19 protein-coding genes are annotated in these 24,767 nt (G+C 70.2%); 4 read left to right on the forward strand and 15 right to left on the reverse strand.

Features of this window, described 5'->3' with window-relative positions; translation table 11 throughout:
• Positions 1-4 precede the first annotated feature (4 nt).
• From OVN18_RS02215 to manA, 6 genes are all read right to left on the reverse strand, one after another.
• Positions 5-1,588, reverse strand: a complete 1,584-nt coding sequence (locus OVN18_RS02215) for a DUF5719 family protein (protein ID WP_267781647.1) — start codon at positions 1,586-1,588, stop codon at positions 5-7.
• Positions 1,581-4,424 (reverse strand): glycosyltransferase, encoded by a 2,844-nt coding sequence (locus OVN18_RS02220; protein ID WP_267781648.1) that lies wholly within the window; start codon positions 4,422-4,424, stop codon positions 1,581-1,583. Before OVN18_RS02220 ends, OVN18_RS02215 begins: the two co-directional genes overlap by 8 nt.
• Before the next feature lie 123 nt (positions 4,425-4,547).
• Positions 4,548-4,865 carry a WhiB family transcriptional regulator gene (locus OVN18_RS02225; RefSeq protein ID WP_267781649.1) on the reverse strand — a complete coding sequence of 106 codons (318 nt, stop codon included), beginning with the start codon at positions 4,863-4,865 and terminating at the stop codon, positions 4,548-4,550.
• A 212-nt stretch (positions 4,866-5,077) separates the two neighbouring features.
• Positions 5,078-6,043: a UDP-glucose 4-epimerase GalE gene (galE, locus tag OVN18_RS02230; RefSeq protein WP_267781651.1), complete on the reverse strand. Its 966-nt coding sequence runs from the start codon at positions 6,041-6,043 to the stop codon at positions 5,078-5,080.
• A 27-nt stretch (positions 6,044-6,070) separates the two neighbouring features.
• Positions 6,071-7,081, reverse strand: coding sequence for a hypothetical protein (locus OVN18_RS02235; protein WP_267781652.1), 1,011 nt, complete (start codon positions 7,079-7,081; stop codon positions 6,071-6,073).
• Positions 7,082-7,172: 91 nt separating this feature from the next.
• Entirely contained in the window at positions 7,173-8,312 is a 1,140-nt protein-coding gene (gene manA / locus OVN18_RS02240) for a mannose-6-phosphate isomerase, class I (protein WP_267781653.1), read from the reverse strand.
• A 156-nt stretch (positions 8,313-8,468) separates the two neighbouring features.
• Between manA and OVN18_RS02245 the strand changes: the two genes are divergently transcribed.
• Entirely contained in the window at positions 8,469-11,111 is a 2,643-nt protein-coding gene (locus OVN18_RS02245) for a S8 family serine peptidase (RefSeq protein WP_267781654.1), read from the forward strand.
• Positions 11,112-11,240: 129 nt separating this feature from the next.
• Complete coding sequence (locus OVN18_RS02250) at positions 11,241-12,422, forward strand: acyl-CoA dehydrogenase family protein (protein WP_267781655.1); 1,182 nt, start codon at positions 11,241-11,243, stop codon at positions 12,420-12,422.
• On the opposite strand, the gene OVN18_RS02255 is transcribed toward OVN18_RS02250, so the two are convergent.
• Entirely contained in the window at positions 12,406-13,542 is a 1,137-nt protein-coding gene (locus OVN18_RS02255; RefSeq protein ID WP_267781656.1) for a polysaccharide pyruvyl transferase family protein, read from the reverse strand. The two genes, OVN18_RS02250 and OVN18_RS02255, sit on opposite strands and share 17 nt — an antisense overlap.
• A gap of 126 nt (positions 13,543-13,668) precedes the next feature.
• Here OVN18_RS02255 and OVN18_RS02260 point away from each other — a divergent pair, with 126 nt between their 5' ends.
• Positions 13,669-14,991 (forward strand): O-antigen ligase family protein, encoded by a 1,323-nt coding sequence (locus tag OVN18_RS02260; protein WP_267781658.1) that lies wholly within the window; start codon positions 13,669-13,671, stop codon positions 14,989-14,991.
• Positions 14,988-16,292: an O-antigen ligase family protein gene (locus OVN18_RS02265; protein ID WP_267781659.1), complete on the forward strand. Its 1,305-nt coding sequence runs from the start codon at positions 14,988-14,990 to the stop codon at positions 16,290-16,292. Before OVN18_RS02260 ends, OVN18_RS02265 begins: the two co-directional genes overlap by 4 nt.
• Positions 16,293-16,354: 62 nt before the next feature.
• Here the strand turns inward: OVN18_RS02265 and OVN18_RS02270 are convergent, their stop codons facing one another.
• From OVN18_RS02270 to OVN18_RS02305, 8 genes are read right to left on the reverse strand one after another with little or no spacing between them, the layout of a single operon-like run.
• Positions 16,355-17,101: an ABC transporter ATP-binding protein gene (locus tag OVN18_RS02270; protein ID WP_267781660.1), complete on the reverse strand. Its 747-nt coding sequence runs from the start codon at positions 17,099-17,101 to the stop codon at positions 16,355-16,357.
• Complete coding sequence (locus OVN18_RS02275; RefSeq protein WP_267781661.1) at positions 17,085-17,954, reverse strand: ABC transporter permease; 870 nt, start codon at positions 17,952-17,954, stop codon at positions 17,085-17,087. Before OVN18_RS02275 ends, OVN18_RS02270 begins: the two co-directional genes overlap by 17 nt.
• A 25-nt stretch (positions 17,955-17,979) precedes the next feature.
• Complete coding sequence (locus OVN18_RS02280; protein WP_267781663.1) at positions 17,980-20,001, reverse strand: glycosyltransferase; 2,022 nt, start codon at positions 19,999-20,001, stop codon at positions 17,980-17,982.
• Entirely contained in the window at positions 19,998-21,173 is a 1,176-nt protein-coding gene (glf, locus tag OVN18_RS02285; protein WP_267781664.1) for a UDP-galactopyranose mutase, read from the reverse strand. Before glf ends, OVN18_RS02280 begins: the two co-directional genes overlap by 4 nt.
• Positions 21,174-21,229: 56 nt before the next feature.
• Entirely contained in the window at positions 21,230-22,120 is an 891-nt protein-coding gene (gene rfbA, locus OVN18_RS02290; RefSeq protein WP_267781665.1) for a glucose-1-phosphate thymidylyltransferase RfbA, read from the reverse strand.
• Positions 22,117-22,728: a dTDP-4-dehydrorhamnose 3,5-epimerase family protein gene (locus tag OVN18_RS02295; protein ID WP_267781667.1), complete on the reverse strand. Its 612-nt coding sequence runs from the start codon at positions 22,726-22,728 to the stop codon at positions 22,117-22,119. Before OVN18_RS02295 ends, rfbA begins: the two co-directional genes overlap by 4 nt.
• Positions 22,729-22,766: 38 nt before the next feature.
• Positions 22,767-23,714 carry an NAD-dependent epimerase/dehydratase family protein gene (locus OVN18_RS02300; RefSeq protein ID WP_267781669.1) on the reverse strand — a complete coding sequence of 316 codons (948 nt, stop codon included), beginning with the start codon at positions 23,712-23,714 and terminating at the stop codon, positions 22,767-22,769.
• Positions 23,701-24,732, reverse strand: coding sequence for a glycosyltransferase (locus OVN18_RS02305; RefSeq protein ID WP_267781670.1), 1,032 nt, complete (start codon positions 24,730-24,732; stop codon positions 23,701-23,703). Before OVN18_RS02305 ends, OVN18_RS02300 begins: the two co-directional genes overlap by 14 nt.
• Positions 24,733-24,767: the final 35 nt, after the last annotated feature.

A 24,767-nucleotide genomic window follows, 5' to 3' on the forward strand; every position in this document is an offset into this window, starting at 1 on the left:
CGGCTCAGGGGTAGATCGTGAGCGGTCGGGGTGCGCCCGCCGGCGCCAGTACGCGGGAGAACCCGAGCCCGGCATCCCCCCGGTAGCTGACGGCGGCGTGCAGCGGACCGGTCGTGGTGAGCCGCGGCGCGCTGCTGCCGGCGACCGGCACGGTGGTCGCCCCGCGCGCGGGGATCTCGAGCTCGCGGCCGTCGACCGTGACGACGACGGGGTCCTCCCCCGCCGCGAGATGGAGCAGAGCCCCGGAGCCGGGGGCGATTGCGGCGATGATCTCGCCTTCGTCGGCATCGAGACGGGGCGCGGCCGAGATCCAGGCGAGGTCGAGCCCGGCGCCCGCGGGGGCTCCGACCCGGGCACCCGCGACGACGGGCACGTCGGAGTCGATCGCGACGGCGTACTCCCCCTCCGCCACGCGCTCGGTGAGCGCGAGATCGAGCACGCGGCCGGCGTCGACTTCGGCGCGCACGATCACGGCGTCGCCGCCGCCCGCGGGGGTCAGCCGCACCTCGACCTCGGCGGGATCCTCGCCGGGCACGAGCAGCCGCAGGGTCGGCGCGTAGTCGAGCGAGCCGTCGTCGGCGGCGGCCTCGGCGACCGCGGCCGGCGCGATGACCGGGAGCGCGGGGATGACCAGCTCGCGCCCCGGCGCGGGAGCACCCGTGACGATCGCCGCTCCGGCGGGCTGGAGCCCGCGGACGATCGTCTGCTGCAGCGTCGCCGTCACGGAGCCGCCCCGACTGGTGACGCCGACCACGGGCGAGGCCTCGCCGGGGGCGAAGCCGGCGAGCGGGAGGACGCGCTGGGTGCCCGGCGCGACGACGATGCCGCTCGTGCCCGGGGCATCGACGGGCCCGGCCGTGCCCCACAGCTCGAGCGCGACCGTCGCGGCGACCACTCCGGGGTTGCTCAGCACGATCCAGGTCGTGCGGCCCGTAGTGGTGTCGCCGCCGACGAGCCATGACGTGGGCTGGGGTGCCGAGCACTCGCTCGCGGCGAGCCCGCTCACGTCATCGGTGGCGACCGCGGTGCGCTCGGCGGCGGCCACTCGCGAATCCGGCGCGGTCACCGGCAGCGTCACGGTGGCGGCTCCGCCCTCGAGGGCATCGCTGGTCGGGATGCTCCCCTCGACCAGCCCGGAACCCGCGACGAGCCGCTCGGGGCTCGCCACCGCGGCCACCTGGGCTCCCGCGCCGGTGCTGAGCCCGAGCACCGGACCGGGGCACACGAGCAGCTGATCGCCGCGATCGGGCACGACGTCGATCGCCGGCGGGGTCGCCTGGATACTCGGACCGGGGACGAAGATCACCCCGGCCGCGAGCGCGACCGCCCCGACCGCGGCGAGGAGCGCGACGCCGAGGCGGCCGCCGAGCGCGAGCAGCCGGCGGACGGGGAGGCGGCGGGCCGGGCGCGCCGGCGGGGGCGTGGCGGGCACGGGCGGGTCGGTCTGCTCGGTCTGCTCGGTCGGCGCGGCCGGTGCCGATGCCGATGCCGGAGCCGGCTCAGCCGCCTCGGCGGGCGACGGAGATGCGGTCGGCTCGGCGGGCGGCGGGGTCTCCTCCGGCGGGCCGGCGGGGCGTTCCTCAGTCATCATCACCCTCCGCGAAGGTCGTCGCCGGGTCGTCGATGCTTCCCTCGTCGGGGCGCGCGCGCCGGGGGCGCCGTCCCGTGGGGATGGCGAGGAGGAGCGTGAGCGCGAGGATCCCGAGCTGGCCCAGGAGCACGGCCGGTGCGGTGGCCGGGATGCCCGGGGGGCGGCTCCGGTCGTCATCGGTGGCGGTGACGCGCCACAGGCGGCCGGCATCCGTATCGCCCACGGGGACGAGAGCATCGGTGGCGTCGAGCGCGGCCGAGACCGCTGCCGGATCGGCGAGGGGGGCCGTCGGCACCGCGGCGCCGTCCTCCCCGACCGGCGCGAGGGCCGGGGCGAGCAGCACGAAGCGCACGTCGAGCTCGGCGAGGGCCGGGGCCGCGTCGCGCCCGCTCGCGGCGGCGAGGTTGGCCGCGAGCTCGGCCACCTCACGGGCGTCCTCGGCGGCCGGACCGGTCGTGCGCACCGTGCGCGACTCCGCGAGGGTGCGGCCCGCACCGAGCTCGAGCCGCGCGCCGAGACCGTCGCCGGCGGGCGTGAGCACGAGCGTCGCCTGGCGGGGGTCGTCGGCCGCGGAGGCGGCGACGATGGCGGGCAGGGTGCGCACCTCGGCGGCCCGCACCTCGGCGAGCCCGGTGAGCGGGGCGGCGAGCAGCGGCGCGACCGCGGCGACGCCCGCGATGGTCGCGATGAGCCCGGGCACGGCACCCGCCCGGCGCAGTCCATCGAGCGCGACGGCGACCCCGACGAGCAGACCCAGCCAGTACAGTCCGAGCGCCGGCGCCACGTCGAGGGGCACCGCCCGGCCGTCGAGCGTCGTCAGCGAGACGCCGGAGGCGAGCACGGCGCTGACGAGCCCGAGCGCGCCGATCGCGAGCGGCAGCACGGCGCGCCCGCCGCGCGGCAGAGCGAGACCGAGCAGGGCGAGCAGCGGCAGCGGGGCGAGCAGCGCGCCGAGCACGATGGCGACGAGCAGCGGCGGGGCGTCCTGCGGCAGGATGCTCTGCAGCGGCCCGATCGCGAGCGCGAGATCGGGCCAGCCGAGCAGCAGTCCCGTCGGCGCAGGCTCCCCGGGCGCCGCGACGATGCCGGGGTCGGCGAGCAGCGCGAGCGGGGAGCCCCGCCAGAGCTGCGCGACCACGAGCGGCGCGGCCACGGCGCCGAGGGGCACGATGAGCGTGAGCAGCCGCCCGGCCCGACGGGGGTTGATCGCCATCCAGGCGAGCCACGCCACGAGCAGCGCGGGGACGAGCGAGGGCGCCGATCCGCCGACGATGACGGTGAGCAGCCCGGCGGCGGCCGTGGCGCTCCACGAACGCGGCGCCCGGTGCGCGGCGGCGAGCAGCCACGGCAGCGCGATGAGCGCGATGACGGCCGCGGGACGGCCCGCGATGAGCGGCACGAGGAGCGCCGGCGCGACGCCCCAGAGCAGCGCGGCCGCGGCGGCGGGACCCCGCCGGCGCACGAGACCGGCGGCGAGCCACCACGCTCCCAGGCCGGCGAGCGGCATCGCGGCGACCCAGAGCACGCCGAGGGCGAGGGAGGGCTGCCAGGGGGTGAGCACGCCGAGCAGAGCGAGCACGAACGCGAAGGGGTCGGCCGGGGCATCCGCCGTCGCCAACATGCCGGCCCACAGCGCGGCGGGATCGGGCGCGAGCGGCGCGGTCGCCCCGCCGAGGAGGGAGGCGGCGCCGAGCAGCGGCGAGAACGCGACCGCGGAGACGCCGGCGAGGAGCGCGACGACGAGCGCACCGCCGGGCAGGAAGTCGGGGCGCGGCGGAGCGACGTCCTCGGCCCGGCCGATGCGGGCGTCGCGCGCGATCGCCCGGCGGCGGCGAACCTCCGCGGGCGGCATGCGCAGGGGGGCGAGGGCGTCCCCGGTGATGCCGGCGACCCGGGCGCGGGCCAGGCGACGGCGCGCCGCGGGCACCCGGGCGCCCGAGAACGCGACGACGACCGCCGCGGCGATCTCGCCGGCGACCCTCGTCGGCTGCTTGGCGAGCAGGTGGCCGAAGGAGCGCAGCACGGCGAGAGGCACGAGGCTGAGCCAGTGGAGCGGCACGGCGACCGCGGGGGCGTAGACGAGGCGGCGATGCAGCTGGGCCGCGCGGCGCCACCGGTGCACGATCCGGCGCGGCACGTGCGCGCGGGCGAACTCGGCCGTGCCCTCCGCGACGAAGACGCGGGCGAGCGGTACGCCGACGACCCGGTGCCCCGCGAGGCGGATGCGCACGCAGAGGTCGAGTGCGGCATCCACGCTGGGCAGGGCCGGGTCGAAGCCGCCCACCGCGGTGAAGACGGAGCGGCGCACGAGCATGCCCGCCTCGCCGATGGCGAGCACGTCGGAGGTGCGGTCGTGCTGCCCCTGATCGAGCTCGCGCTCGGCGAGCGCCGCCGAGGCGCCGGTGCGGGTGAGCGTCTCGCCGAACTCGATGATGACCGTGGGCGCGGCGGCGTCCATCTGCTTCGGGCCCGCGACGGCGACGGAGGGCGCCACCTCGACCGCTCCGAGCAGGCGCTCGAGCGCGCGGGGATCGGGCGCGGTGTCGTGCCGCAGCAGCCACAGCCACTCCTCGACGCCGCCGTAGGGCGAGGACGTGGTCTCGGGATCGGGCAGAGCCTCGACCGCGCGGGCGATGTCGTCGCCGAAGCTCGCCCCGTGGGCGGCGCTGACGAACATCGTCGGACGGGCGTCGGCGAGCGCCCGGGTCGCCGCCTCGTCGTCGGTCGCGTCGACGATGAGCAGCCGGTCGGGAGGCCTGCTCTGCTCGGCGAGCCCCAGCAGGGTCTGCTCGAGCGTCGCACCGCCGCGGCGGGCGACGAGCACTGCTGTCACTCGGGGCTGCACCTGACCGACCCTAGGCGGCGGTCACGCCGCGCGAGGCAGACACGCGCGGGCCCGGCGAGGCTGAGGGAACATCAGCCGACCGGCGGACGCCGGTCGGTCGCGAGCGGCGGATCAGGCCCGGCGGCGCAGCTTGCGGCGCTCGCGCTCGCTGAGACCGCCCCAGATGCCGAATCGTTCGTCGTTCTGCAGCGCGTACTCGAGGCACTCCCCGCGCACCTCGCAGGTGGTGCAAATCGTCTTCGCGTCGCGGGTCGAGCCGCCCTTCTCGGGGAAGAAGGCTTCGGGGTCGGTCTGCGCGCACAGGGCGTCGGCCTGCCAGGCGAGGGCGTCCTCCTCGACGGCGGCGCGCACGCGGCGCACCCCGGGAACACCGAGTCGCACGGGATCGACGAACCAGTTCTCGGGAACGTCGTTCCGGTACTCGCTCATGGTGTCTCCCCTCGTTCCCCCGGCCCGGCCGCCGGAGAATGCCCTAATTACACCGGTGTCATTCCCTCCCGTCAAGTCGCGAACCATAAAAGGCTCGACACGCTATTCAGAGTTGCGACTCGCCGGGAAAACCGTTATCACCCGCTCCGAACAGACGGCCGGCGCACCAGTCCCCCTTCGGGGGGGGCGCGCCGTTCTCGCACCCGTCGTGATCAGGGGGTGGATGCCCGCCGCGCGTCCCACGCGCTGCGCACCATGTCGTCCAGCGAGTGGCGCATGGCCCAGTCGAGATCACGGGCGGCGAGCTCGCCCGAGGCAACGATGCGCGGGGGATCCCCCGGGCGGCGCTCGGAGAGCTCGGGCTCGAAGCCGATGCCGGTGACCCGCGCCACGGCATCCATGATCTGACGCACCGAGACGCCGTCACCGCTGCCGAGGTTGTACGCGGGCTCGAGCGGCTGCCCGGCCTCGAGCCGGCGCGCAGCCGCGACGTGGGCGGCCGCGAGGTCGGCGACGTGGATGTAGTCGCGCACGCAGGTGCCGTCGGGCGTCGGGTAGTCGGTGCCGTTGATGCGCGGGGCCCGGCCCTCGAGGAGCGCGTCAAACACGAGCGGGAAGAGGTTGTGCGGGCTGGTGTCGTAGACCTCGCTCGAGCCGGAGCCGACCACGTTGAAGTACCGCAGGCTGGTGTGGCGAAGCCCCGTCGCCACCGCCTGGTCGCGCAGCAGCCACTCGCCGATGAGCTTCGACTCGCCGTAGGGGGAGGTGGGGTTCTTCGCGACGTCCTCGGTGACGAGGTCGACGTCGACCGCGCCGAAGACCGCGGCGGAGGACGAGAAGACGATCTGCTCGACCCCCGTGTCGGCCATCGCCGCGAGCAGCGTCGCCATGCCGGTGACGTTCTGCTGGTAGGTGTGGAGCGGGCGCTGCACGCTCACGCCGGCGTACTTGAAGCCGGCGAGGTGGATGACGCCCGTCACGGAGTGGTCGCGGATGGCGGCCTCGACCGCTCCCCCGTCGAGGATGCTCGCCGTCACGAACGGCACGCCCTCGGGCACGAAGCCGCGGTGCCCGCTCGAGAGGTCGTCGATGACGACGGGCTCGAGCCCTTCGTCGAGGAGGGCGCGCACCACGTGCGCGCCGATGTATCCGGCTCCGCCGGTCACCAGCCAGGTCATGAGGTCAACGGTAGTGGGCGGACAGGATCACCCGTGCGCCGCGGCGATCGCCTCTGCCGTCGCGCGATCAACACCCGCGACCGTGATCACGGAGGTGCCCGCAGCGATCGAGTACACGAGTCCGTCGTTCGGATCGTCCGAGTCGACGAACGGCGTGCCCGGCGCCCCGATCAGCTCAGCGGCCCCCGGGGTCACCTTCACGCCCACCGAGTCCGAATAGGAGCCGGGATCGCTCGCGAGCGACCAGGCGCACGCGACGGTGCCCCGTCGATCGTCGATGAGGTAGTCGAGCCACAGCCCGTCGCCGGGATCCAGGTCGGTCGAGAAGGCGGGCGTCGACCCGCCGAGAGCCGCGCCCATGGCCGCGGCGAGCTCCGCCGGTGCCGTGTCGCACGACTCGAGGGGCGCGGTGCCGGCGGAGGCCGGGTCGAGAGGGTCTGGGCGTTCAGCGGCGAGGAGCAGCACGGCGAGGGACGCCATGAGGTCCTCATGGTCGACCGCGTGATCGGAGGTCGCCCCTACGCTCCACACGTTGGCGACGAAGCCGTTCGCCGCCATGCTGCCCACGCAGTACGGACCGCATCGGCTGCGCTGGATCGGGTCCGATCCCGGGAGGAGCTCCCCGGCGAAGGGGTGGTCGGCGTTCTGCACGGCAGGCTCCGCATCGTCTCCGAGATCGGCGACGAGCACCGTGTAGGACGCCCCCTGCTCAGGGACGCCTCCCACCACGACGTCGACGCCGCAGCGAATCTCCCCCTCGATGCCCCCGTCCCGCACGTCCTGCACCTGGAGGGTGCGCGAGGTCTCGCCCGGCCGCGGCGGCACGAGGTCGTCGCACGTCCACGCCGCGATGGGGTCGCCGAATGCCCGATACTGCATCTCCGGCTCCGTCGGGGTCGGGGACGCCGACGGCTCGGTCGACGCCGTCCCCTTGGATTCCACGGGTGCTCCCGGCGCCCCGCAGGCGCCGAGAAGGAGGGCGGATGCGGCGAGGAGGGCGAGCGTCGCTCGGTGGCGACGGCGGTTCACGAGGGTCATGCGGCTGACTGTAGAGCCGCAGAGGGCCCGTGATCCATCGTCAGGAATAACGTTCTGATTGCGGAATATGAGGCGGCCTCCGGGTCGGCGCTCAGGCCCCGGTGGCCACCCAGACGAGGCCCTCGCCGCGTATCCCGATCGAGGTCTCGTCGGTGTAGGCCGCCTCGCCGCGCCGCAGCAGCGGACCGCCCGTGAGCTGCACCTCGCCGGACGTGCAGAGCACGATCGCGTCGCCCTCGCTCGGCACCGTCGCGCCTCCGGCGAGCGCCGCATCGTCGACGAGGGTGAGCACGAAGTCGCGCACATCGGGGCGGAACACCCGGATGCCCGGTGCGGGCTCCTCCGCCCGCAGGTAGGGCACGGGCAGCGGTCGGGCGTCGAGCACGCTCATGAGCTCGGGCACGTCGACGTGCTTCGGCGTGAGGCCTCCGCGCAGCACGTTGTCGCTCGCCGCCATGAGCTCGATGCCGAGACCCTCGACGTAGGCGTGCAGGTTGCCGGCGGGCAGGTAGAGCGCCTCCCCCGGCGCGAGCAGCACGGTGTGCATGAGCAGCGAGATCGCGATGCCGGGGTCGCCCGGGTAGTGGCGGGCGAGGATGGCGGCGGTGCGCATCCCCTCGCTCGCGGCCGCGTCACCGCCGACCCGCTGCGCGTGCTCGGTGATCGCCGCGACCGCGCCGTCGACGCCGCGCTCGCGGGCGATCAGCCAGGTGAAGACCGCGCCGAGGGCGGTATCGGTCGTCAGGCGCTCGACCAGCGGCGCGAGACGGGGGTCGTCCATCGCCGCGAGCTCGGCCCGCGACGCGGAGACCGGGCGGAAGCCCGCGAGGGCGCGGAACGGGTCGCTCACGGCGACGAGCAGCTCGGGCTTGTGGAAGGGGTCCTTGTAGTTGCGGTGGGCGGCGTCGATCGGGATGCCCTGCGCCCGCTCGCGCGCGAAGCCCTCCGCCGCCTGCGCCAGGGTGGGGTGCGCCTGCAGCGAGAGCGGCGCAGCCGCCGCGAGCACCTTGAGCAGGAACGGCAGACGCCCCTCGGGACGGTGCGCTGCGGCCCATTCCGCGAGGTCGGCGTCGGGGGCGCCCTCCACGATGCGCGCCGGCGATCCCGGGTGCGCACCGAGCCACAGCTCCGCCTCAGGGCGACCGCTCGGCACGGTGCCGAGCAGCTCGGCGATCGCCGTCGCAGAGCCCCAGGCGTAGTCGCGCGGGGTGTTGTCGATGCGCAGGAACAAAGGGGAGCACCTTTCGATATGCGAACAGGGCCCACGCTAGCAACGCGCATTGACCCGAACGGGGGGCGCGCGGGCGCGCGGCATCCGCTTAGCATCGGCATGAGTCTCCGGGGGGAGACGCGCTTCGGGGGGAGCTGCCGTATGGGCATCACGAGCATGAGCACGGTCGTCGGCCTGCTGGCCGCGACGCTGACGGTCGCGCCTGCGCCCGCGGCGGAGAGCGCCTGGATCGTCGAGACGGCGCCCGGCGCGGTCGAGGTCGTCGCGGCCGTCGCCGAGGATCTGGGCGGCGAGCCCGTCGAGACCTTCGACGACGCGTTCAGCGGCGTGGCCGCGGAACTCACCGACGCCGAGGCCGGGGTGCTCGAGCAGCGCCCCGACGTCGTGGCCGTGCATCCCGACATCGAGATCACGCTCTTCGACACGCAGACCAGCGCCCCCTGGCACCTCTCCCGGCTCGACCAGGCGACCGCGCCGGCGGATGGCACCTACTCGTACCCGGCGAGCGCCGGAAGCGGCGTGCGGGTCTACGTCGTCGACTCGGGCATCTCGCCGAACCCGGGCCAGCTGGGATCCCGACTGCTGCCCGGCGTCAGCGCTCTCGCCGGCGACCCGTCGACCGCCGACTGCCAGGGGCACGGCACCCACGTCGCCGGCATCGTCGCGAGCACCGCCTACGGCGTCGCCAAGAAGGCCTCGGTCGTGCCCGTGAGGGTGTTCTCGTGCAGCGGCTCGACCAGCTCCTCGACCGTCATCAGCGGGCTGAACTGGATCGCCGCGAACCACCCCGCCGGCACCCCGGGCATCGTAAACATGAGCCTCGGCGGTCCGGCCAGCTCGCCGCTCGACAGCGCCGTGCAGAACCTCATCACCCGCGGCATGATCGTCACCGTCGCGGCCGGCAACGGCGGCGCGGATCAGATCGGCGACGATGCCTGCACCGAGTCGCCCGCGCGCGTTCCAGCGGCCCTGACCGTGGGTGCGACGACGACGACGGATGCCCGAGCGGCGTACTCTAATTTCGGCACCTGCCTAGACCTCTTCGCCCCGGGCAGCGCGGTGCGATCCCTGTACTTCGCCGACCCGTCGTCCTCGATCAGCATGTCGGGCACCTCGATGGCGTCGCCGGTCGTTGCCGGCGTCGCGGCGCTCGCCTGGAGCGAGTCGCCCGGCGCCTCCGCTCGCCAGGTCGAGAGCCGACTCGTCTCCACGTCCCGAGCGGGCGTCGCCTCCGGTCGAGGTGCGGGAAGCCCTGACCGACTGGTCGCCGTTACTATTGCCGCTCCGACCGATTCGGCCGGAGCCCTCGCCATCGCGGCCGAGCACCAGCGCAGGGGAGGGTCGTCCGGCCCGCTGGGCGCAGCGCTCTCCGCTCCGGCCTGCGCCTACTCCACGACCGAGTGCTGGGGCGATTTCACCTCGGGAGTGATCCACTGGAGCTCTAAAACCGGCGTCCGCGTGGTGGGCCCCGAGCTGATCGTGGCGTACCGGGCGGTCGGGGGGCCCTCGGGGACGGTCGGGCCTCCCGTGACCGACGCCACCGCGGCCTCGGGCGGGGTCACCCAGGGCTTCCGACAGGGCGTCGGCTACACCTCAGCCGCCGGCTCCGTCATCCACCGCACGGGGAGCGCGATTCACGCCCGCTACGCCACCGGGGGCGGGCCGACGGGCGGGCTCGGGTGGCCGACGTCCACCGAGCAGTGCGGGGGGTCACGGTGCGCCGCCGAGTTCGAGCACGGCGTGATCAGCTGGATGCCGGCCACCGGCGTCCACGAGGTGGGGCCGGACTTCATCGCGGCCTACCGGCAGGCCGGAGGCACGGCCGGAGCGCTCGGACTGCCGATCGACGTCCCGCGGACGTACGTCGCCGGGATTTCCGGCACCGCGCAGAACTTCGAGGGCGGCTACATCTACGGGTCGTCCGCGGGGACGGTCCCCCTGCGGAAAAACAGCGGGATCTTCCAGCGCTACTCGGCGACCGGTTCGCAGTACGGTCCGCTCGGATGGCCGACCGCCACCGAGGTGTGCCTCGGCGCCTCGTGCCGGGCGGATTTCGTGAACGGCTCGATCGCTTGGACGCCGTCGACCGGCGTGCGCGTCGTCGCTGAACCCCTCCGGTCCGCCTGGGACTCGATCGGCGGTCAGAGTGGAGTGCTAGGCAGCCCCCAGGGGGAGCAAGTGGCCTACTTCGCCGGCACGGCCGCCTCGGGGTCGGCGCAAGACTTCCTCGGGGGCTACGTCTACTCCTCCTCCGCAGGAACCGTCGGCCTCAGGAAGAACAGCGGGATCTTCCAGCGCTACGGGGCGTCCGGCTCTCAATACGGCCCCGCTGGCTGGCCCGTGACGGAGGAGCAGTGCTGGGAACCCACGGCCTGCGCCGTCGCGTTCGAGCGGCAGACCATCACCTGGACGCCGTCCGCCGGAGTCCGCGTCGTCGCGGGGGCCCTCGACGGTGCGTACCGCGCCGCGGGCGGCGCGCGCAGTCCGCTCGGCCCTGCAACCAGCGATCCCTTTACCGACCGTTCCAACGGAGGGGGTACTGCACAGGCGTTCACGGGGGGATATGGTTACCAATCGGCCGCCGGTGCTGCGGTCCTGGCCCTCGACTCCGTTGTCTTCCAGGAATACGCGCGTCAGGGATCCCAGCGCGGCCCCCTCGGCTGGCCACTCGGTTCGGAGCGCTGCGATGATGAAGGCTGCGTCCTTGTCACGCAGGGTGGATGGATCACCTGGGCCCGCGGAGCATCGACGGCCACGACGGTGCTGACCTCGACGACGGGCTCCAACCGCGAGGGGTGACGATCCGACAGCGCGCGGCGATGCAATGGCACCCGGCCTGAGCAGGATCGACAAAGGCGCCCGGCGGAGCGAGCGTGCTGCCTACTCTGAGGACAGCACACTTCGCTTATCCAGAGGAATTTCTCCGACATGACCGACTTCCCCACCCTCGCCAGTGACTTCTACGGCTTCGAGAACGCTCTCGCGGACCATGAGAAGGAGGCGCTGCTCGCGCTGCGCCTCGATGCCGAGTCTCAGCTCAAGCCGCTCGTGAACGACGCGTGGGACAAGGCGGAGTTCCCGCGCGAGATCGTCGACGTGCTGCACCGGCACCCCCTCTTCGGGCAGCTGTGGGGCGAGACGCGCACCGGCGAGTACTCCGCCCTGTACGGCGGCTGGTCGGCGCTCGAGCTCGCGCGCATCGACGCGAGCGTGGCGACGTACGTCGGCGTGCAGAACGGCCTGGCCATGGGCTCGATCGGCGTCAACGGCTCGGCGGAGCAGAAGGCCCACTGGCTGCCGAAGCTCGCCAGCGGCGAGGTCATCGGCGCCTTCGGTCTGACCGAGCCGCTCTCCGGCAGCGACGCCGCGCAGGGCCTCCGCACGACCGCGACCCCCGATGGCGACGGCTGGGTGCTCAACGGCGCCAAGCGCTGGATCGGCAACGCCACCTTCAGCGACATCACCATCATCTGGGCGAAGAGCACCGTCGACGGCCAGGTCAAGGGCTTCATCGTGCCGACCGACGCCCCCGGCTACACGGCGACGAAGATCGAGCGCAAGCAGTCGCTGCGCATCGTCCAGAACGCCGACATCACCCTCGAGAACGTGCGCCTGGATGCCGCTCACAAGCTCGAGAAGGCCGAGTCGTTCCGCAACACCGCGGCGGTCCTCCGGCTCACGCGCGCGGACGTCGCCTGGGCCGCCGTCGGCACCGCCATCGGAGCGTACGAGGCCGCGGTCGCCTACACGAAGGAGCGCGTGCAGTTCGGCAAGCCGATCGCGCACCACCAGCTCATCCAGGACCTGCTGAGCCGCAGCCTGATGAACATCACCGCGTCGATCGCGATGTGCACGAAGGTCTCGCAGATGCAGGATGCCGGCACCCAGCGCGACGAGCACGCCTCGATGGCGAAGGCGTACTGCACGACTGCGATGCGCGAGACGGTCGCGATGTGCCGCGAGGCGCTCGGCGGCAACGGCATCGTGCTCGACTACGACGTGGCGCGCTTCCACGCCGACGCCGAGGCGCTCTACAGCTACGAGGGCACGCGCGAGATGAACAGCCTCATCGTGGGCCGGGCCATCACGGGGGTCAGCGCCTTCGTGTGAGCACGGCGCGCCAGCCTGCCTGCTCCCGCACCCGGGCGGGGTAGATCCGACGGGCGAGCGTGGCCTTCTCCTGCTGCGCCGCCGCCAGGATCCGGCTGAACGCCTCGTCCCGCGCTGGCTCCGGGAGCGCGGAGCGTGCTTCCATCCGGCTGACGAGCGGCCACCCCGTGCCCCACCGGCGAAGCAGCGCATGCTTCTGCGCGTAGTAGTCCTCATCGCTGACCACCGCCAGCCCCGCGGCACCGTGCGCTGCCGCCAGCAGATGGAAGTGGAATCGGGTCGTCAGCCATACCTGGCCGGGGCGCGCGGGCAACCCCGTCTCCCATAGGAACTCGAAGGGCAGGAAGGCCGCATCGGGGTAATCTGTCCGATAGCGCCCCCACCGCCGACCATCGAACTGCGGATAACCCTCGACGAACCCGATCGAGCGAGAACCCCTCTCCCGAGCGCGTGCGATGAAGTCCGCGACGATGCGAACCTCCTCCTCCTCCTCGATGCTCGCGGCACCGAGATCACCTTGGATCAGGATCATGATGTCGGGCGCACCGTCGGGCTCGGCCGTCACGACCTCCTGCCAGCGGAGCACGGCGTCATCCCACCCAAGTGGAATTCCCCCGACAGCGGCACTCGCATCGTCGCGCGCCTCGGCGACGGAGAACTCGGCGAGGTCGGCGCGAAGCAGCTGCTCCGCTGACGGATCACTCGGGACGAGTCCCGCACCCGTGATGTGGGCTGGGATCCCCCGGGTTGAGGAGAGGTGAGCGCCGATTGCGATGAACGCGAGGTTCTCCGGCCACAGCGCGTTGAGAAAGCCACCTCCCACGACGTGATACGATCCGGCGTCGCGAAGCAGGAGGAGTCCGGAGTCCAGCTCTGGCGTCCCCAGGTCGTCGACCATCGTGGTTACGTACCGACGAAGTGTCGGGTAATCCGCGCTCGGCGCGCGACGGCTCAAATGCCAGAGCGTGTTCACGAACCGAGCTCGCGGGTTCTCTGCCCGCATCAGGATGGCGGTGCGGCCGGGCTCCGGGCTGTCCACCCAGACGGTGCGATCGGGCTGGTGCTCCGCGAGGTGCCTGAGCCAGGTGCGCAGTACGATCTCATCGCCGTAATTCGGCATGCCGGCTGCGCTAATCAGGTATGCCGCTCTGTCCACAAACGAACGTTACGTGGCGGGGTGCAAGAAATCGAACGTGCGTTACTGTCGGGTCTCACCCGGCGAACGTGTCGCCGGTAGGCTCTTGCCATGTCTTGGCTCCGGGAGCGCCGCGTCGCCCTCGCCGCCCTCACTCTGTTCACGCTGCTCGCCGGCGACGTGTGGCGCTACTCGATCACGTGGTTCGGCTGGGGCGCGATCATCGCCGGGCTCCTGGCGTGCTGGGTCGTCATCGCCGTGCGCGAGCGGGTCGACGTGAGGCGCATCCCGAAGCCCCTCGCGGCTCTGCTGATGCTCATGGTCGCGTCGATCCTGTGGTCGGCGTACCCGGGAGCGTCGGCGCTCGGAGCGCTCTCGACGCTCGTCACCGCCTTCGGCGCGATCGTCATGGCTAAGACCGTCGGCCTGCCGTCGATGCTGCGGGCGCTCGGGGTCGCCCTGCGCTGGGTGATCGGCCTGTCGCTCGTGTTCGAACTGGCGGTCGAGGTGCTCGTCGGCCGCCCGATCCTGCCGTTGTGGGTCTCGTACGAGGAGCCGTTCCCGCGGGCCTACTACTGGTCGCGCTCGCTGCTCTTCGACGGCGGCCGCATCCAGGGGATCATGGGCAACGCGAACCTGCTGGGGCTCGCCGCGCTGCTGGCCATCATCGTGTTCTCCATCCAGCTCGCCGACCGGCGCGTGGGCCGGGTCGCCGGCATCGCCTGGCTGATCGCCGCCGTGGCCGCCTTCGCGCTCTCCGGCTCGGGCACCGTCATCGCGATGACCATCGCCGTCGCCGCCGTGCTCGGCGTGCTGCTGATCGCCCGGCGCCTGGGAACCCGAGGCCGCCTGATCCTCTACGGCGTCTTCGCCGCCGGCACCGCCGCGTTCACCGCGCTCGTCCTCGCGCTGCGCGAGCCCCTTCTCGACCTGCTCGGGCGCAGCAGCGACCTCACCTTCCGGCTCGACATCTGGGCCTCGGTCGTCGAGCTCATCGGCGAGCGCCCGGTGCTCGGCTGGGGCTGGGTGAGCTACTGGGCGCCATGGGTCGCGCCGTTCGACGATCTCGCCGTCTACGGGGGCGTGCGCTACCTGCAGGCGCACAGCGCCTGGCTCGATGTCGCGTTCCAGCTGGGACTCGTCGGCGCGGCCGTCTTCGCCGCCCTCGCGATCACGACGCTGCTGCGCTGCTGGTCGTGGGCGGTGGATGCTCCCTCCGACCCGCGCGCGGCCACCCCCGCCCTTCGGCTGCTGCCCGCCCTGCTCATCGTCGCCCTGCTGGTGCAGAGTCTCGCCGAGTCGCGCATCCTGGTGGAGGCCGGATGGCTGCTGCTCGTCTACCTCGCCGTGGCCTCCCGCTCGCACAGCGGCTGGTTCGAGGCGCCGCCCCGCCCCGCGCTCGCGGGCGGATCCCGCGACCGGGCGCGGACATGAGCGGGGCCTCCGCCGCGGCGGGCGCCGCCGCCGGTCGCGGACGCGCCCTGCTCGCCGAGGCCCGCGAGCAGTTCTCCTCGCCCCAGTTCAGCCAGGTGCTCACCGAGGTGATCATCGTGGTCGCCCTCTGCACGCACGCGGTGCGCGCGTTCTTCGGCTGGCCGGGCGCGATCGCCATCATCGTGACGCTCGTGGTGCTGGCCGGCCTGAGCATCGCGGGCCAGCCCGATCGGGTCGAGTGGCGGGGCATCCTGCCGGTCTCGCTCATCGCCCTGTTCACCCTGATGGTGCTGAGCGTGCTCTGGAGCCAGTACAACTGGGCCTCCGTCGGCGGCGTGCTCTACGCGCTCGCCTTCGCCGCTCTGGGCCTCTACATCGCGCTCGTGCGCGACACCATCCAGGTGGTGCGCGGCGTCGGCAACGGGCTGCGCTGGGTGCTGACCGTCTCGCTGGCGCTCGAGGTGCTGAGCGGCATCATCATCGACACCCCGCTGCGCTTCCTCGAGATCGGCGGCGACCTCGCGGCGGGCGGGCCGATCGAGGGGCTCGCGGGCACCCGCAACTCGCTCGCGTTCCTCGCGGCCCTGGCAGCCCTGAGCTTCTGGGTGGAGTACCGCACCCGGTCGGTGCCGCGCGCGCTCACGGCCTACTCGCTCGCCCTCGCGGCGGCGTGCCTGGTGTTCGCGCGCTCCCCCGTCAGCTGGCTCGTGCTCTCGGCCGTCGCCGTCGCCGGCCTCGCGCTGGTCGGCCTGCGCCGCATGCAGGCCGAGCGGCGCCGCGCGGTGCAGGGCGCCCTGCTCGTCTCCGCCGTGGTGGCGGTGGGCGTCGGCTGGATCTTCCGCTCCCCCCTGGTCGACGCGGTGGATGCCGCTGCCGACGTCACCGCCCGCACGAGCGTCTGGGCGCAGGTCGAGGCCTGGGCGACCGTCTACCCCGTTCAGGGCTGGGGCTGGGTCGGCGCGTGGCCGCTCGAGGTCTTCCCGTTCCTCACCATCGACGACGCCTTCGGTCGCCCCGCGGAGTCGGCTCTCAACGCCTTCGTCGACATCACCCTCCAGCTCGGCCTCGCCGGCCTCATCGCCCTCATCGTGGCGCTCGGCCTGGCGCTCGTGCGCGCCTGGCTCGTCGCCTCTGATCGGCGTTCGACCGTGCACGTCTGGCCGGCGCTGACCCTCGTGCTGCTGCTGGCGAACAGCATGACCGAGAGCTACCTGCTCGCCGAGGGCGGCCTGATGCTCTTCGTGCTGTGCGCCGTCACCGCGGCGCGCGGGCGCTCGTGGCGGGGCCGACTGCCCCGGTAGACGACCTGGCTGCGGGTGGCTCCTTGCGCCCTCTTATGGAGTCCCGCCGGAGTTTCGTTGGACTAGACGTCCTTCTGCAGGGCCGCGATCGCGTCGTCGACCGTCCCATCGAAGATCATTCGACCGTGGCGGATCACCACACCACGAGTGCACAGCTGCGAGACCATCCCGAGGTCGTGGCTGACGACGAACATCGTCTTGTTCTGCGACGCCAGTTCCTTGATCTTCGCGACGCACTTCTCGCGGAACGGCGCATCTCCGACGGCCAGCACTTCGTCGACCAGGAGGATATCGAGCTCGGTATGGATTGCGACGGAGAAGGCCAATCGCACGAACATCCCCGAGGAGTAGTGCTTGACCTCAGTGTCGATGAACTCGCCGATCTCCGAGAAGGCCACGATCTCATCGAACCGAGCGTCGATCTCCGACCGCCGCATGCCCAGGATCGCCGCGTTGAGGTACACGTTCTCTCGGCCGGACAGGTCCGGATGGAATCCGGCCCCGACTTCGATGAGGCCGGCCACCCGACCGCGAGTGAGGATCCGCCCCCCATCAGGCTTCAGCACCCCGGAGATGAGCTTCAGCAATGTGCTCTTGCCCGAGCCGTTGTACCCCAGCAGCGCGACCGACTCCCCCTCCGCCACGGTGAAGCTGATGCCCTCGAGCGCCTGGAAGGACGTCGACGTTGTCTTTCGCTTCACCCATGCCACGAAGGATTCCTTGAACGAGTGGGTGTGCCGCAGCGTAAAGACCTTATCGACGGAGTCGATGATGATCCGGGGGTTCGCGAGATCAGAGGTCCTGGGCAAAACGACCCTCGAGCTTCCGGAATACGAGCTGCCCGATGAGCAGCGTGGAGAGTGACACGAGCAGAGCGGTGAGAGCGAGGACCGCGAGGTTCTCCGGGCGACTCGCTCCATCCTCCGTCGTGGAGAGCCAGAACGCATCGTGGAATAGCTCGACCGCCGCGGTCAGAGGGTTGAGCATGTAAAGGTCGAAGAGCCACGTCGGAGTCGCGTCTCGGACCATGGTCCAGGAGTAGAGCACGGGAGATGTCCACGTGGCGAAGAGCAGGATGAGCTCGACGACGTTCTGCGCGTCCCGGAATGAGACGTTAACCGCCCCGAAGAGAAGACCGAGCCCGGTCGAGATCGCGAGGACGATGAAGATCGCCACCAGCCCGCCGACGATCTGCAGTGGAACCGGTGACCAGCCGGTGAATACCGCTGCGATCATGAGGATCACGAGCTGCGGGAGGAAATGCACGAAAGCGACGAACACGGCTGCGAGTGGGAATAGCTCCCGCGGCAGGTAGATCTTCTTGACGAGTGGCGCATTGTCCACGATCGAGCGCGTCGCATTGCCGAATGCCTCGCTGAAGAGGTTGACGACGACGATGCCGGAGAACAGGTAGACGGCGAAGTTCTCGATGCCTCGATTCAGGTCCAGGAAGACGCCCATGACGAGGTAGAAGGTGAGGAACTGCGCAGCCGGCTTGACGTACGACCACGTCCATCCCAGCACCGAGCCGTGGTAACGGGTCAAGATCCCTTTACGGACGAGCAGACGAAGAAGGTATCGGTACCGGAACACGTCGAGCATCCCGTTGCCGGACCCCGGCGTCGAGAAGTCCGACGACTGGTCGCGGAGGAAGGTCGTCATCGCGCCGGACCGTTCACCGCCGGACTCATCGCTCCCGCCCCGATTGGGGGGGCGTCACGGCCTGCGTCCCGGAGTCGAGCCCGAGGGTCTCTCTCCACCGTCGGGGGCTGGTCATCTCCCCGAGCGACGAGCGATACTGATCAGCCAACGCCCGCCACTGACGACGGATCCGGAGATTGCTCCTCACCGTCGAGACGAGGAGCGACCGGAACCGAGCGCGATCACGGACGTGCCAGGTCACGCCGGATCCCTCGGCGTTGGACACGATCATGCTGTTGCGGTTCGTGACGCTCCACCACGGCGCACCGTGCGGCACGTGGGTGTCGGGACGACCCTGCGCAGACTCGGGCACCTGCGCGAACCAGTGCCAGCGCAGCGCCGGGACCAGGAAGCGCATCCACGCCTTCCGTCCGCGGGGCCTGGCTCCGAGCGACAAAGCGTGGGAGGAGCTGTCGGTTGCGGGGAAGGATTCGAACTCCTGGATCTCACGGATCAGGCGTGTCTCGCGGAAGTCCTTCGCTGCCTCTCGGATGCTGGGCAGGCGGGTCTCGAGCTCGCCGTGCAGAGCACCAGGACCGGCGAGCACGCTCTCGTACGCGGCCTGACGGAGCTGGACGGTGAAGTAGTCGAGCGTGAGCAGATGGCGGATGTCGCTCGCGAGATTGCTGATCGGGAGCCGTCCTCCGCGAGCGAACGGCGAGTGCAGTAGGGCTGCGACCAACCGGTTTCTGGCGTGGTAAAAAGCTTGCCAGTCTCGGGAATCGTCCTTATCCACCCATGACACGTGCCACACCGAAGCGCCCGGCAGCGATACGGTCGACACCCCATGGGACTTTGCGCGAAGCGAGTACTCCGCGTCATCCCACTTGATGAAGACAGGGAGGGAGAGGCCGATCTCACGGATCACGGAAACGGGCAGGACGCTCATCCACCAACCGTTGTAATCCACGTCGAACCGGCGGTGCATCCACGGGGTCTGGCGAAGGTTCATGGACGTGAGATTGTGGCGGCCCGGGGTGATCGGGCCCCAGAGGAAGTTCCAACGGTCCACCCCCTCGGCGAACGCATGCAGCTTCGTCTTGTCGTACATGTCGAACATGTGGCCGCCGACGATGGTGGGGTTGCGGCACAGCGCCGCGAACACGTGCGCTCGGCGCACACCCTCGGGGTCGACGACCACGTCGTCGTCGAGAAGCATGACGTGTTCGGGGCCGTCCGCCTGCAGCGCCTCCAGCATTCCGCGGGAGAAGCCGCCGGAGCCGCCGACGTTGCGCTGCTCGATGACACGGAGTCGGTCGCCGAGGTCGGCTTGCACCTCATCGAAGCCCGCCTCGTCCCGCAAATGCTGCGAACCCTGATCGACCACGGTGATCTCGTGCACACTCTCGACCAGGTCGCTGTCGGACGCGATCGACTGCAGCAGAGCGAGGCAGTAGGCCGTCCGGTTCAACGTCGTGACGGAGATAGAGAGGGAGCCGATCGAGCGGCCCGAGTACGAGTCAGGCGCCAACCAGGCGGCCTCGGTCAAATGCAGGTCCTCGGAGCGCGCCACCAGATCGAACCAGTACCAGCCTCCGTCGAGAAAGTTATCGAAGGCGAGATCGAACCGGGAGGTGCTCGGCCCCTCGACGTGCCGCGTCGCGACGGTCTGGACGATTCCCCGGGCGTTCGAGCGGTAGACGACGATATCGCCGATCCCGGCGGTCTCGATCTCGAGCACGACGCCGTCCACGACGCTCCACCGGCGCCAGTAACTCGCGGGGAAGGCGTTGAAATACGTCGCCAGGGAGACGCGCTCTCCGCGCGGGATCGTCAGAGACCGCCGACCGGTGACGAGAGGAGCGGCGTTGCGATGCGAGATTCTCAGCGGGGTCGACTGCGTCTCCCGAGGAATCGCCGCGCGCGGGCGGCGGACGAACGCCTCGTCGGGGAAGCGTTCGACCGTGAGCTCGGTCCATTCATCGACGTCGAGGTAGAGCGGCATGGTGTCGGGCTCCTCGGGGCCGGGGAACACGACCTTGCTCAGGACAAGACGATCACCGGTCACGCCGACGGACTTCCGCTCAGCATCGGGGCAACCTTGTTGGCGTACTGCGTCAGTGCCGAACCGATGGCCATGTGCATGTCGAGATATTGATAGGTGCCAAGACGCCCGCCGAAGAGCACGTCGGGCTGGCTGGCCTGCATCTCGCGGTACTGCAGGAGCTTCGAACGGTCATCAGGCGTGTTCACCGGGTAGTAAGGCTCGTCGTCCGCCTCTGCGAAGCGGGAGTACTCCCGCATGATGATGGTCCGATCCTTCGGGTACTCCTCCCGCTCGGGGTGGAAATGCCGGAACTCGTGGATGCGGGTGTACGGCACGTCGGCGTCGGCGTAGTTCATCACCGGGGTCCCCTGGAAGTCGGGGACCGGGACCACCTCAGAGGTGAAATCGAGCGTGCGCCAACCTAGAGGCCCTGCAGCGTAGTCGAAGTACCGGTCCACCGGACCGGTGTAGACCACCGGAAGAGTGCCGACGACCGCCGCCTTGTTGATCGGCTGCGACTCGTCGAAGAAGTCAGTGCCCAATCGAACCTCGATCAAGGGGTGGTCAGCCATTCGCTCGATCCAGGCGGTGTAGCCGTCCACCGGCAGACCTTCGAAGGCATCGTTGAAGTAGCGAGAGTCGTAGGTGTACCGAACGGGGAGCCGCGAGATGACCTCGGCCGGCAGCTCGGTCGGATCCGTCTGCCATTGCTTCGCGGTGTAGTCGCGGATGAACGCCTCGTACAGGGGGCGCCCGATGAGGGCGATCGCCTTCTCCTCGAGGTTGCGAGCGTCGGCGATCGTAAACTCGGACGCCTGCTCGGCGATCAGGCGGCGCGCCTCCTCCGGACTGTGCGCCGACGCGAAGAACTGGTTGATCGTGCCGAGGTTGATGGGCAGCGGATAAACGACGCCGTGATGGTTGGTGTGCACCCGGTGCTGGTAGGAGGTGAACGAGGTGAATCGGTTGACGTACTCCCACACCGTCCGATTCGAGGTGTGGAAGAGATGAGCGCCGTAATTGTGTACCTCGATACCAGTGTCCGGGTCGCGGTGACTGTAGGCGTTGCCTCCGATGTGGTCGCGTCGATCGATCACGATGACCCGATGCCCGTCGGACGCTGCTCGCTCGGCGATCGTCAGTCCGAAGAAACCAGACCCTACGACGACCAGGTCGAAGTCAAGAGATGACACGGTACTCCTTCAAGATGGTGAGCCGGCCGACGGACGAGGTCGGCGGCGGGAAACGGTCAGGCGTGCGCGGCGTTCAGGGAGTCTTTACGCTCAAGAAGACCGAGAAGGTAGCGCCCATAGCCGCTCTTAACGAGGGCCTCGCCGCGCTCCCGGAGCTGATCGTCGGAGAGGAACCCCTGACGCCAGCTGACTTCCTCGGGACACCCGATCGAAAGACCCTGCCGTTTCTGCACCGTCTCGATAAAATTGGACGCCTCGTTGAGCGAATCGAACGTGCCGGTGTCCAGCCACGCGGTACCGCGCGTGAGGACCTCGACCTTCAGCTTGCCCGCCTCGAGGTACAGACGGTTCAGATCGGTGATCTCCAGCTCGCCGCGGGGGGAGGGGACGAGGGATGCAGCGTACTCGACGACGTGATTGTCGTAGAAGTACAGGCCGGGAATCGCGTAGTTGCTCCGCGGCTTTTCCGGCTTCTCCTCGAGGCTCAACGCGACTCCGTGCTGATCGAACTCGACGACACCGTAAGCGGACGGCTCGGCGACCCAGTAGCCGAATACCGCGGCACCGTCGACGTCGTGATACCGGTGGAGCTGCGAACCCATCCCCTGCCCGTAGAACAGGTTGTCGCCAAGGATCAGGGCAACGGTGTCGCCACCGATGTGCTCCTCTCCCAAAACAAAGGCTTGAGCAAGCCCGTCGGGCGATGGCTGGACCTTGTAGGTCAACTCGATGCCGAACTGCGACCCGTCACCCAGCAGCCGTTGGAACTGCTCCTGGTCGTGAGGACTGGTGATGATGAGGATCTCGCGGATGCCGGCGAGGATGAGCGTGGTCAGCGGGTAGTAGATCATCGGCTTGTCGTACACAGGCATGAGCTGCTTGGAGACGCCGATCGTCAGCGGGTGGAGACGCGAGCCGGTTCCCCCGGCCAGGATGATCCCCTTCATTGTCCCGCCTCCTGACGTCCACCACGGAAGAACTGGCGAGCCTCGTCCCAGGTCGGCAATGATCCCGCCGCGACCAGATCGTCGAGCCTTGGAGCGACCACGTCCTTATCGGAGAGCAGCGGCTCCCCGATGCTCTCGGGCATCACGAGGCCGATCGAGGGATCGAGCGGGTAGATGGCGCCCTCGGTCTCCGCGTTGTAGGTGTTTGAGCAGAGGTAGGTGACGATGGAATCCTCTTCCAGCGAGACGTACGCGTGGCCGAGGCCCTCAGCGATGTAGATCGCGCGACGGTCCTTATCGTCAAGCAGCACGGAGTCCCACTGGCCGAAGGTCGGGGAGCCGACTCGGATGTCGATTACGAAGTCGAGCACCGCGCCAGATGCGCACGTGACGTACTTTCCCTGCCCGGGGAGGTCCACGTAGTGGATGCCGCGCAGCACGCCTTTTGCGGAGCGAGAGATGTTGGCTTGACGCAGATCCAGGGCATGTCCGACGGCCTCCTCGACTGGCTCGAACCGGTACCACTCCGCGAAAGATCCCCGGGAATCGGGGAACTGTCGGGGGGTGAATTCGAAGCTGCCGGGGACGCTCAATTCTCTGACGATCACGGCCACGAGCCTACAGCAGTCCCGAAACGCGACTTGGCTCAGCCCCCGGCGAAGGCACGGCCTGTGCTCGCCGACCGCAGAAGAGAGCGGTGGGTTCGCGAAATGCCTTCAGGCAACGTGGTGCTGATCAAGGCGTCGAGGTCGGGCCATACGGCGGAGCGGACCCGCAGATCCGGCGCCTGACCACTGGCGTTACCTGCGCCGAGCACGATGAGCGGCGGGCGCCTCATCAGGCGGCCGAACTCTCCGACCAGCGCGCCGATCGAGACCGCGTGGGATGAGCCGATGACCTTCACCACGCTAGACCCCGGACCGAGACCTCTCGTCCGAGCGACGCCGGCGACGATGACGGCCGCGCAGTCCGCCGCGTAGACGTAGTCACGAATCGTGTCGAGTGGCACGAAGATGCTGGCTGGCTGATTCGTGATGTAAGTCCGAGCGATCGTCGAAATCAGGCCCTGGCCTTTCGAGAGGTCCTGACCGGGGCCGTAGAGATTGGTGATCCGGGCAATGAACGAACGAATGCCCGAGGACGCGGACGAGTCGGCTAACGCCTGTTCCATCTTGAGCTTCGCCACCCCGTACGGACTGAGCGCTCGGGTTGGAGAGTGCTCGTCGTACGGGGGGCTTCCCGCGCCCGCGTACGCTCCGCCCACGGACGACGCCAGGAATACCGTGCCCCTGTGCCTCACCTGCTCTGGAAGGTCCTCCAGCTCCGTGAGGAAACGACGGAAGACCGCCACCTCGGTCTCAAGAGCCTCCGCCGACGTCGCGGTCACCCCCGCACCAGCGCACCAGTAGAGTTGCCATCCGCCTCGAGCGCTCGCGATGACTGCATTCGCGGCGGCCACGAGATCGTCCACGGCCTGATCCGCGTCGCCCCAGCGGACAGAAGCCGCGGGCGTCCCTGGACGAAGCCGCTCGAGCACCGCGCGACCGAGAAGCCCGCGCCCGATGATCAGTTCAGCAGCGTCATCCACGCTCATGCGCTTTGCCCAACGGCCCGAGGTGCAGATCTCGGACGATCAGATACGGCGGCTTTCCCATGGCCATATTCACCGCCACCCCCAAGTACTCCGCAACGATGCCCAGCGAGACCAGGATCGCCCCGGTGCCGAGGGCCGTCACGATCATCTGCGACGTCCAGCCTTCGGGAACATCGCCCGAGCCCAGTCTCACCACGGTGAGGAACAGCGCAAAGACGATCCCGCCCGCAGCGAAGAGGACGCCCAACAGCGTGACGAGGCGCAACCCCTTCGTGCCGGTCGACAGGATCATCCGCCAGAAGTGGGCGAACAGTTTCGCGTAGGAGTACCCCGAACGACGACCTCCCTCCTCGCGAAGCAGGACCGGGCACGTGACGATTCGATTCGCCACCCATGTGAGCGCGACGTCGAGGTACACACCTGTGCCCGAGTACGCGGCGATGCTCCGGCCGACGTCCCCGATGATGAGCCGGAAACTGTTGAAGTCCCTCGCCTGACCACCGCCGAAGACCTTCTGGAGGATCGCCTTGGAGGCACGCGATGCCGTGTTTCGGATGGCCCCGTGAGGGGGAGGGTTGATCGCCTTGGCGTACACCACGGAAGCCTGCTCGTCGAGCGCCGTATCGAGCATCGCTGCTATGTAAGACGGGTCGTGCTGCCCGTCCTCGTCGAGCGTCACGATCCACGCGCCGCCGGAGGAAGCGATTCCCGCGAGGGTGGCGGCGTGCTGCCCGAAGTTGCGACTGAGCCACACCGTCTTCGCATGCGGGTAGCGGTCGGACAACGTCCTCAACGTTTCGGCGGATCGGTCCGGGCCATGATCGTGGACAAGGATCACCTCGCCGACACGGGCCTGGCGGCGACCCGGCGTCATGAACCCGACGGTGTACGGCTCCAATTCCTCGAGCACGGTGGCCAGCGTCTTCTCGCCCTGATAAACGGGGATGACCACCGAGATCTCGTGAACGTAGAGGCCTCCAGTGGGCTCTGCTCCAATGTGGATGCCGTCAAGAGTCATCGGGCGTCTCCCTTCAATTCTCCAGCGCCCCGCAT

This window comes from Microcella daejeonensis, assembly GCF_026625045.1.
Lineage (GTDB): Bacteria > Actinomycetota > Actinomycetes > Actinomycetales > Microbacteriaceae > Microcella > Microcella daejeonensis.

Bases quoted from the DNA above. Each gene is read 5' to 3' on its own strand.
- OVN18_RS02300 (WP_267781669.1), bottom strand. From the start codon at position 23,714: ATGAGCGTGGATGACGCTGCTGAACTGATCATCGGGCGCGGGCTTCTC.
- OVN18_RS02225 (WP_267781649.1), bottom strand. From the start codon at position 4,865: ATGAGCGAGTACCGGAACGACGTTCCCGAGAACTGGTTCGTCGATCCC.
- OVN18_RS02275 (WP_267781661.1), bottom strand. From the start codon at position 17,954: ATGACGACCTTCCTCCGCGACCAGTCGTCGGACTTCTCGACGCCGGGG.
- galE (WP_267781651.1), bottom strand. From the start codon at position 6,043: ATGACCTGGCTGGTGACCGGCGGAGCCGGATACATCGGCGCGCACGTG.
- OVN18_RS02215 (WP_267781647.1), bottom strand. From the start codon at position 1,588: ATGACTGAGGAACGCCCCGCCGGCCCGCCGGAGGAGACCCCGCCGCCC.
- OVN18_RS02235 (WP_267781652.1), bottom strand. From the start codon at position 7,081: ATGACCCTCGTGAACCGCCGTCGCCACCGAGCGACGCTCGCCCTCCTC.
- OVN18_RS02245 (WP_267781654.1), top strand. From the start codon at position 8,469: ATGAGCACGGTCGTCGGCCTGCTGGCCGCGACGCTGACGGTCGCGCCT.
- OVN18_RS02265 (WP_267781659.1), top strand. From the start codon at position 14,988: ATGAGCGGGGCCTCCGCCGCGGCGGGCGCCGCCGCCGGTCGCGGACGC.
- OVN18_RS02260 (WP_267781658.1), top strand. From the start codon at position 13,669: ATGTCTTGGCTCCGGGAGCGCCGCGTCGCCCTCGCCGCCCTCACTCTG.
- OVN18_RS02255 (WP_267781656.1), bottom strand. From the start codon at position 13,542: ATGCCGAATTACGGCGATGAGATCGTACTGCGCACCTGGCTCAGGCAC.
- OVN18_RS02250 (WP_267781655.1), top strand. From the start codon at position 11,241: ATGACCGACTTCCCCACCCTCGCCAGTGACTTCTACGGCTTCGAGAAC.
- OVN18_RS02305 (WP_267781670.1), bottom strand. From the start codon at position 24,732: ATGACTCTTGACGGCATCCACATTGGAGCAGAGCCCACTGGAGGCCTC.
- rfbA (WP_267781665.1), bottom strand. From the start codon at position 22,120: ATGAAGGGGATCATCCTGGCCGGGGGAACCGGCTCGCGTCTCCACCCG.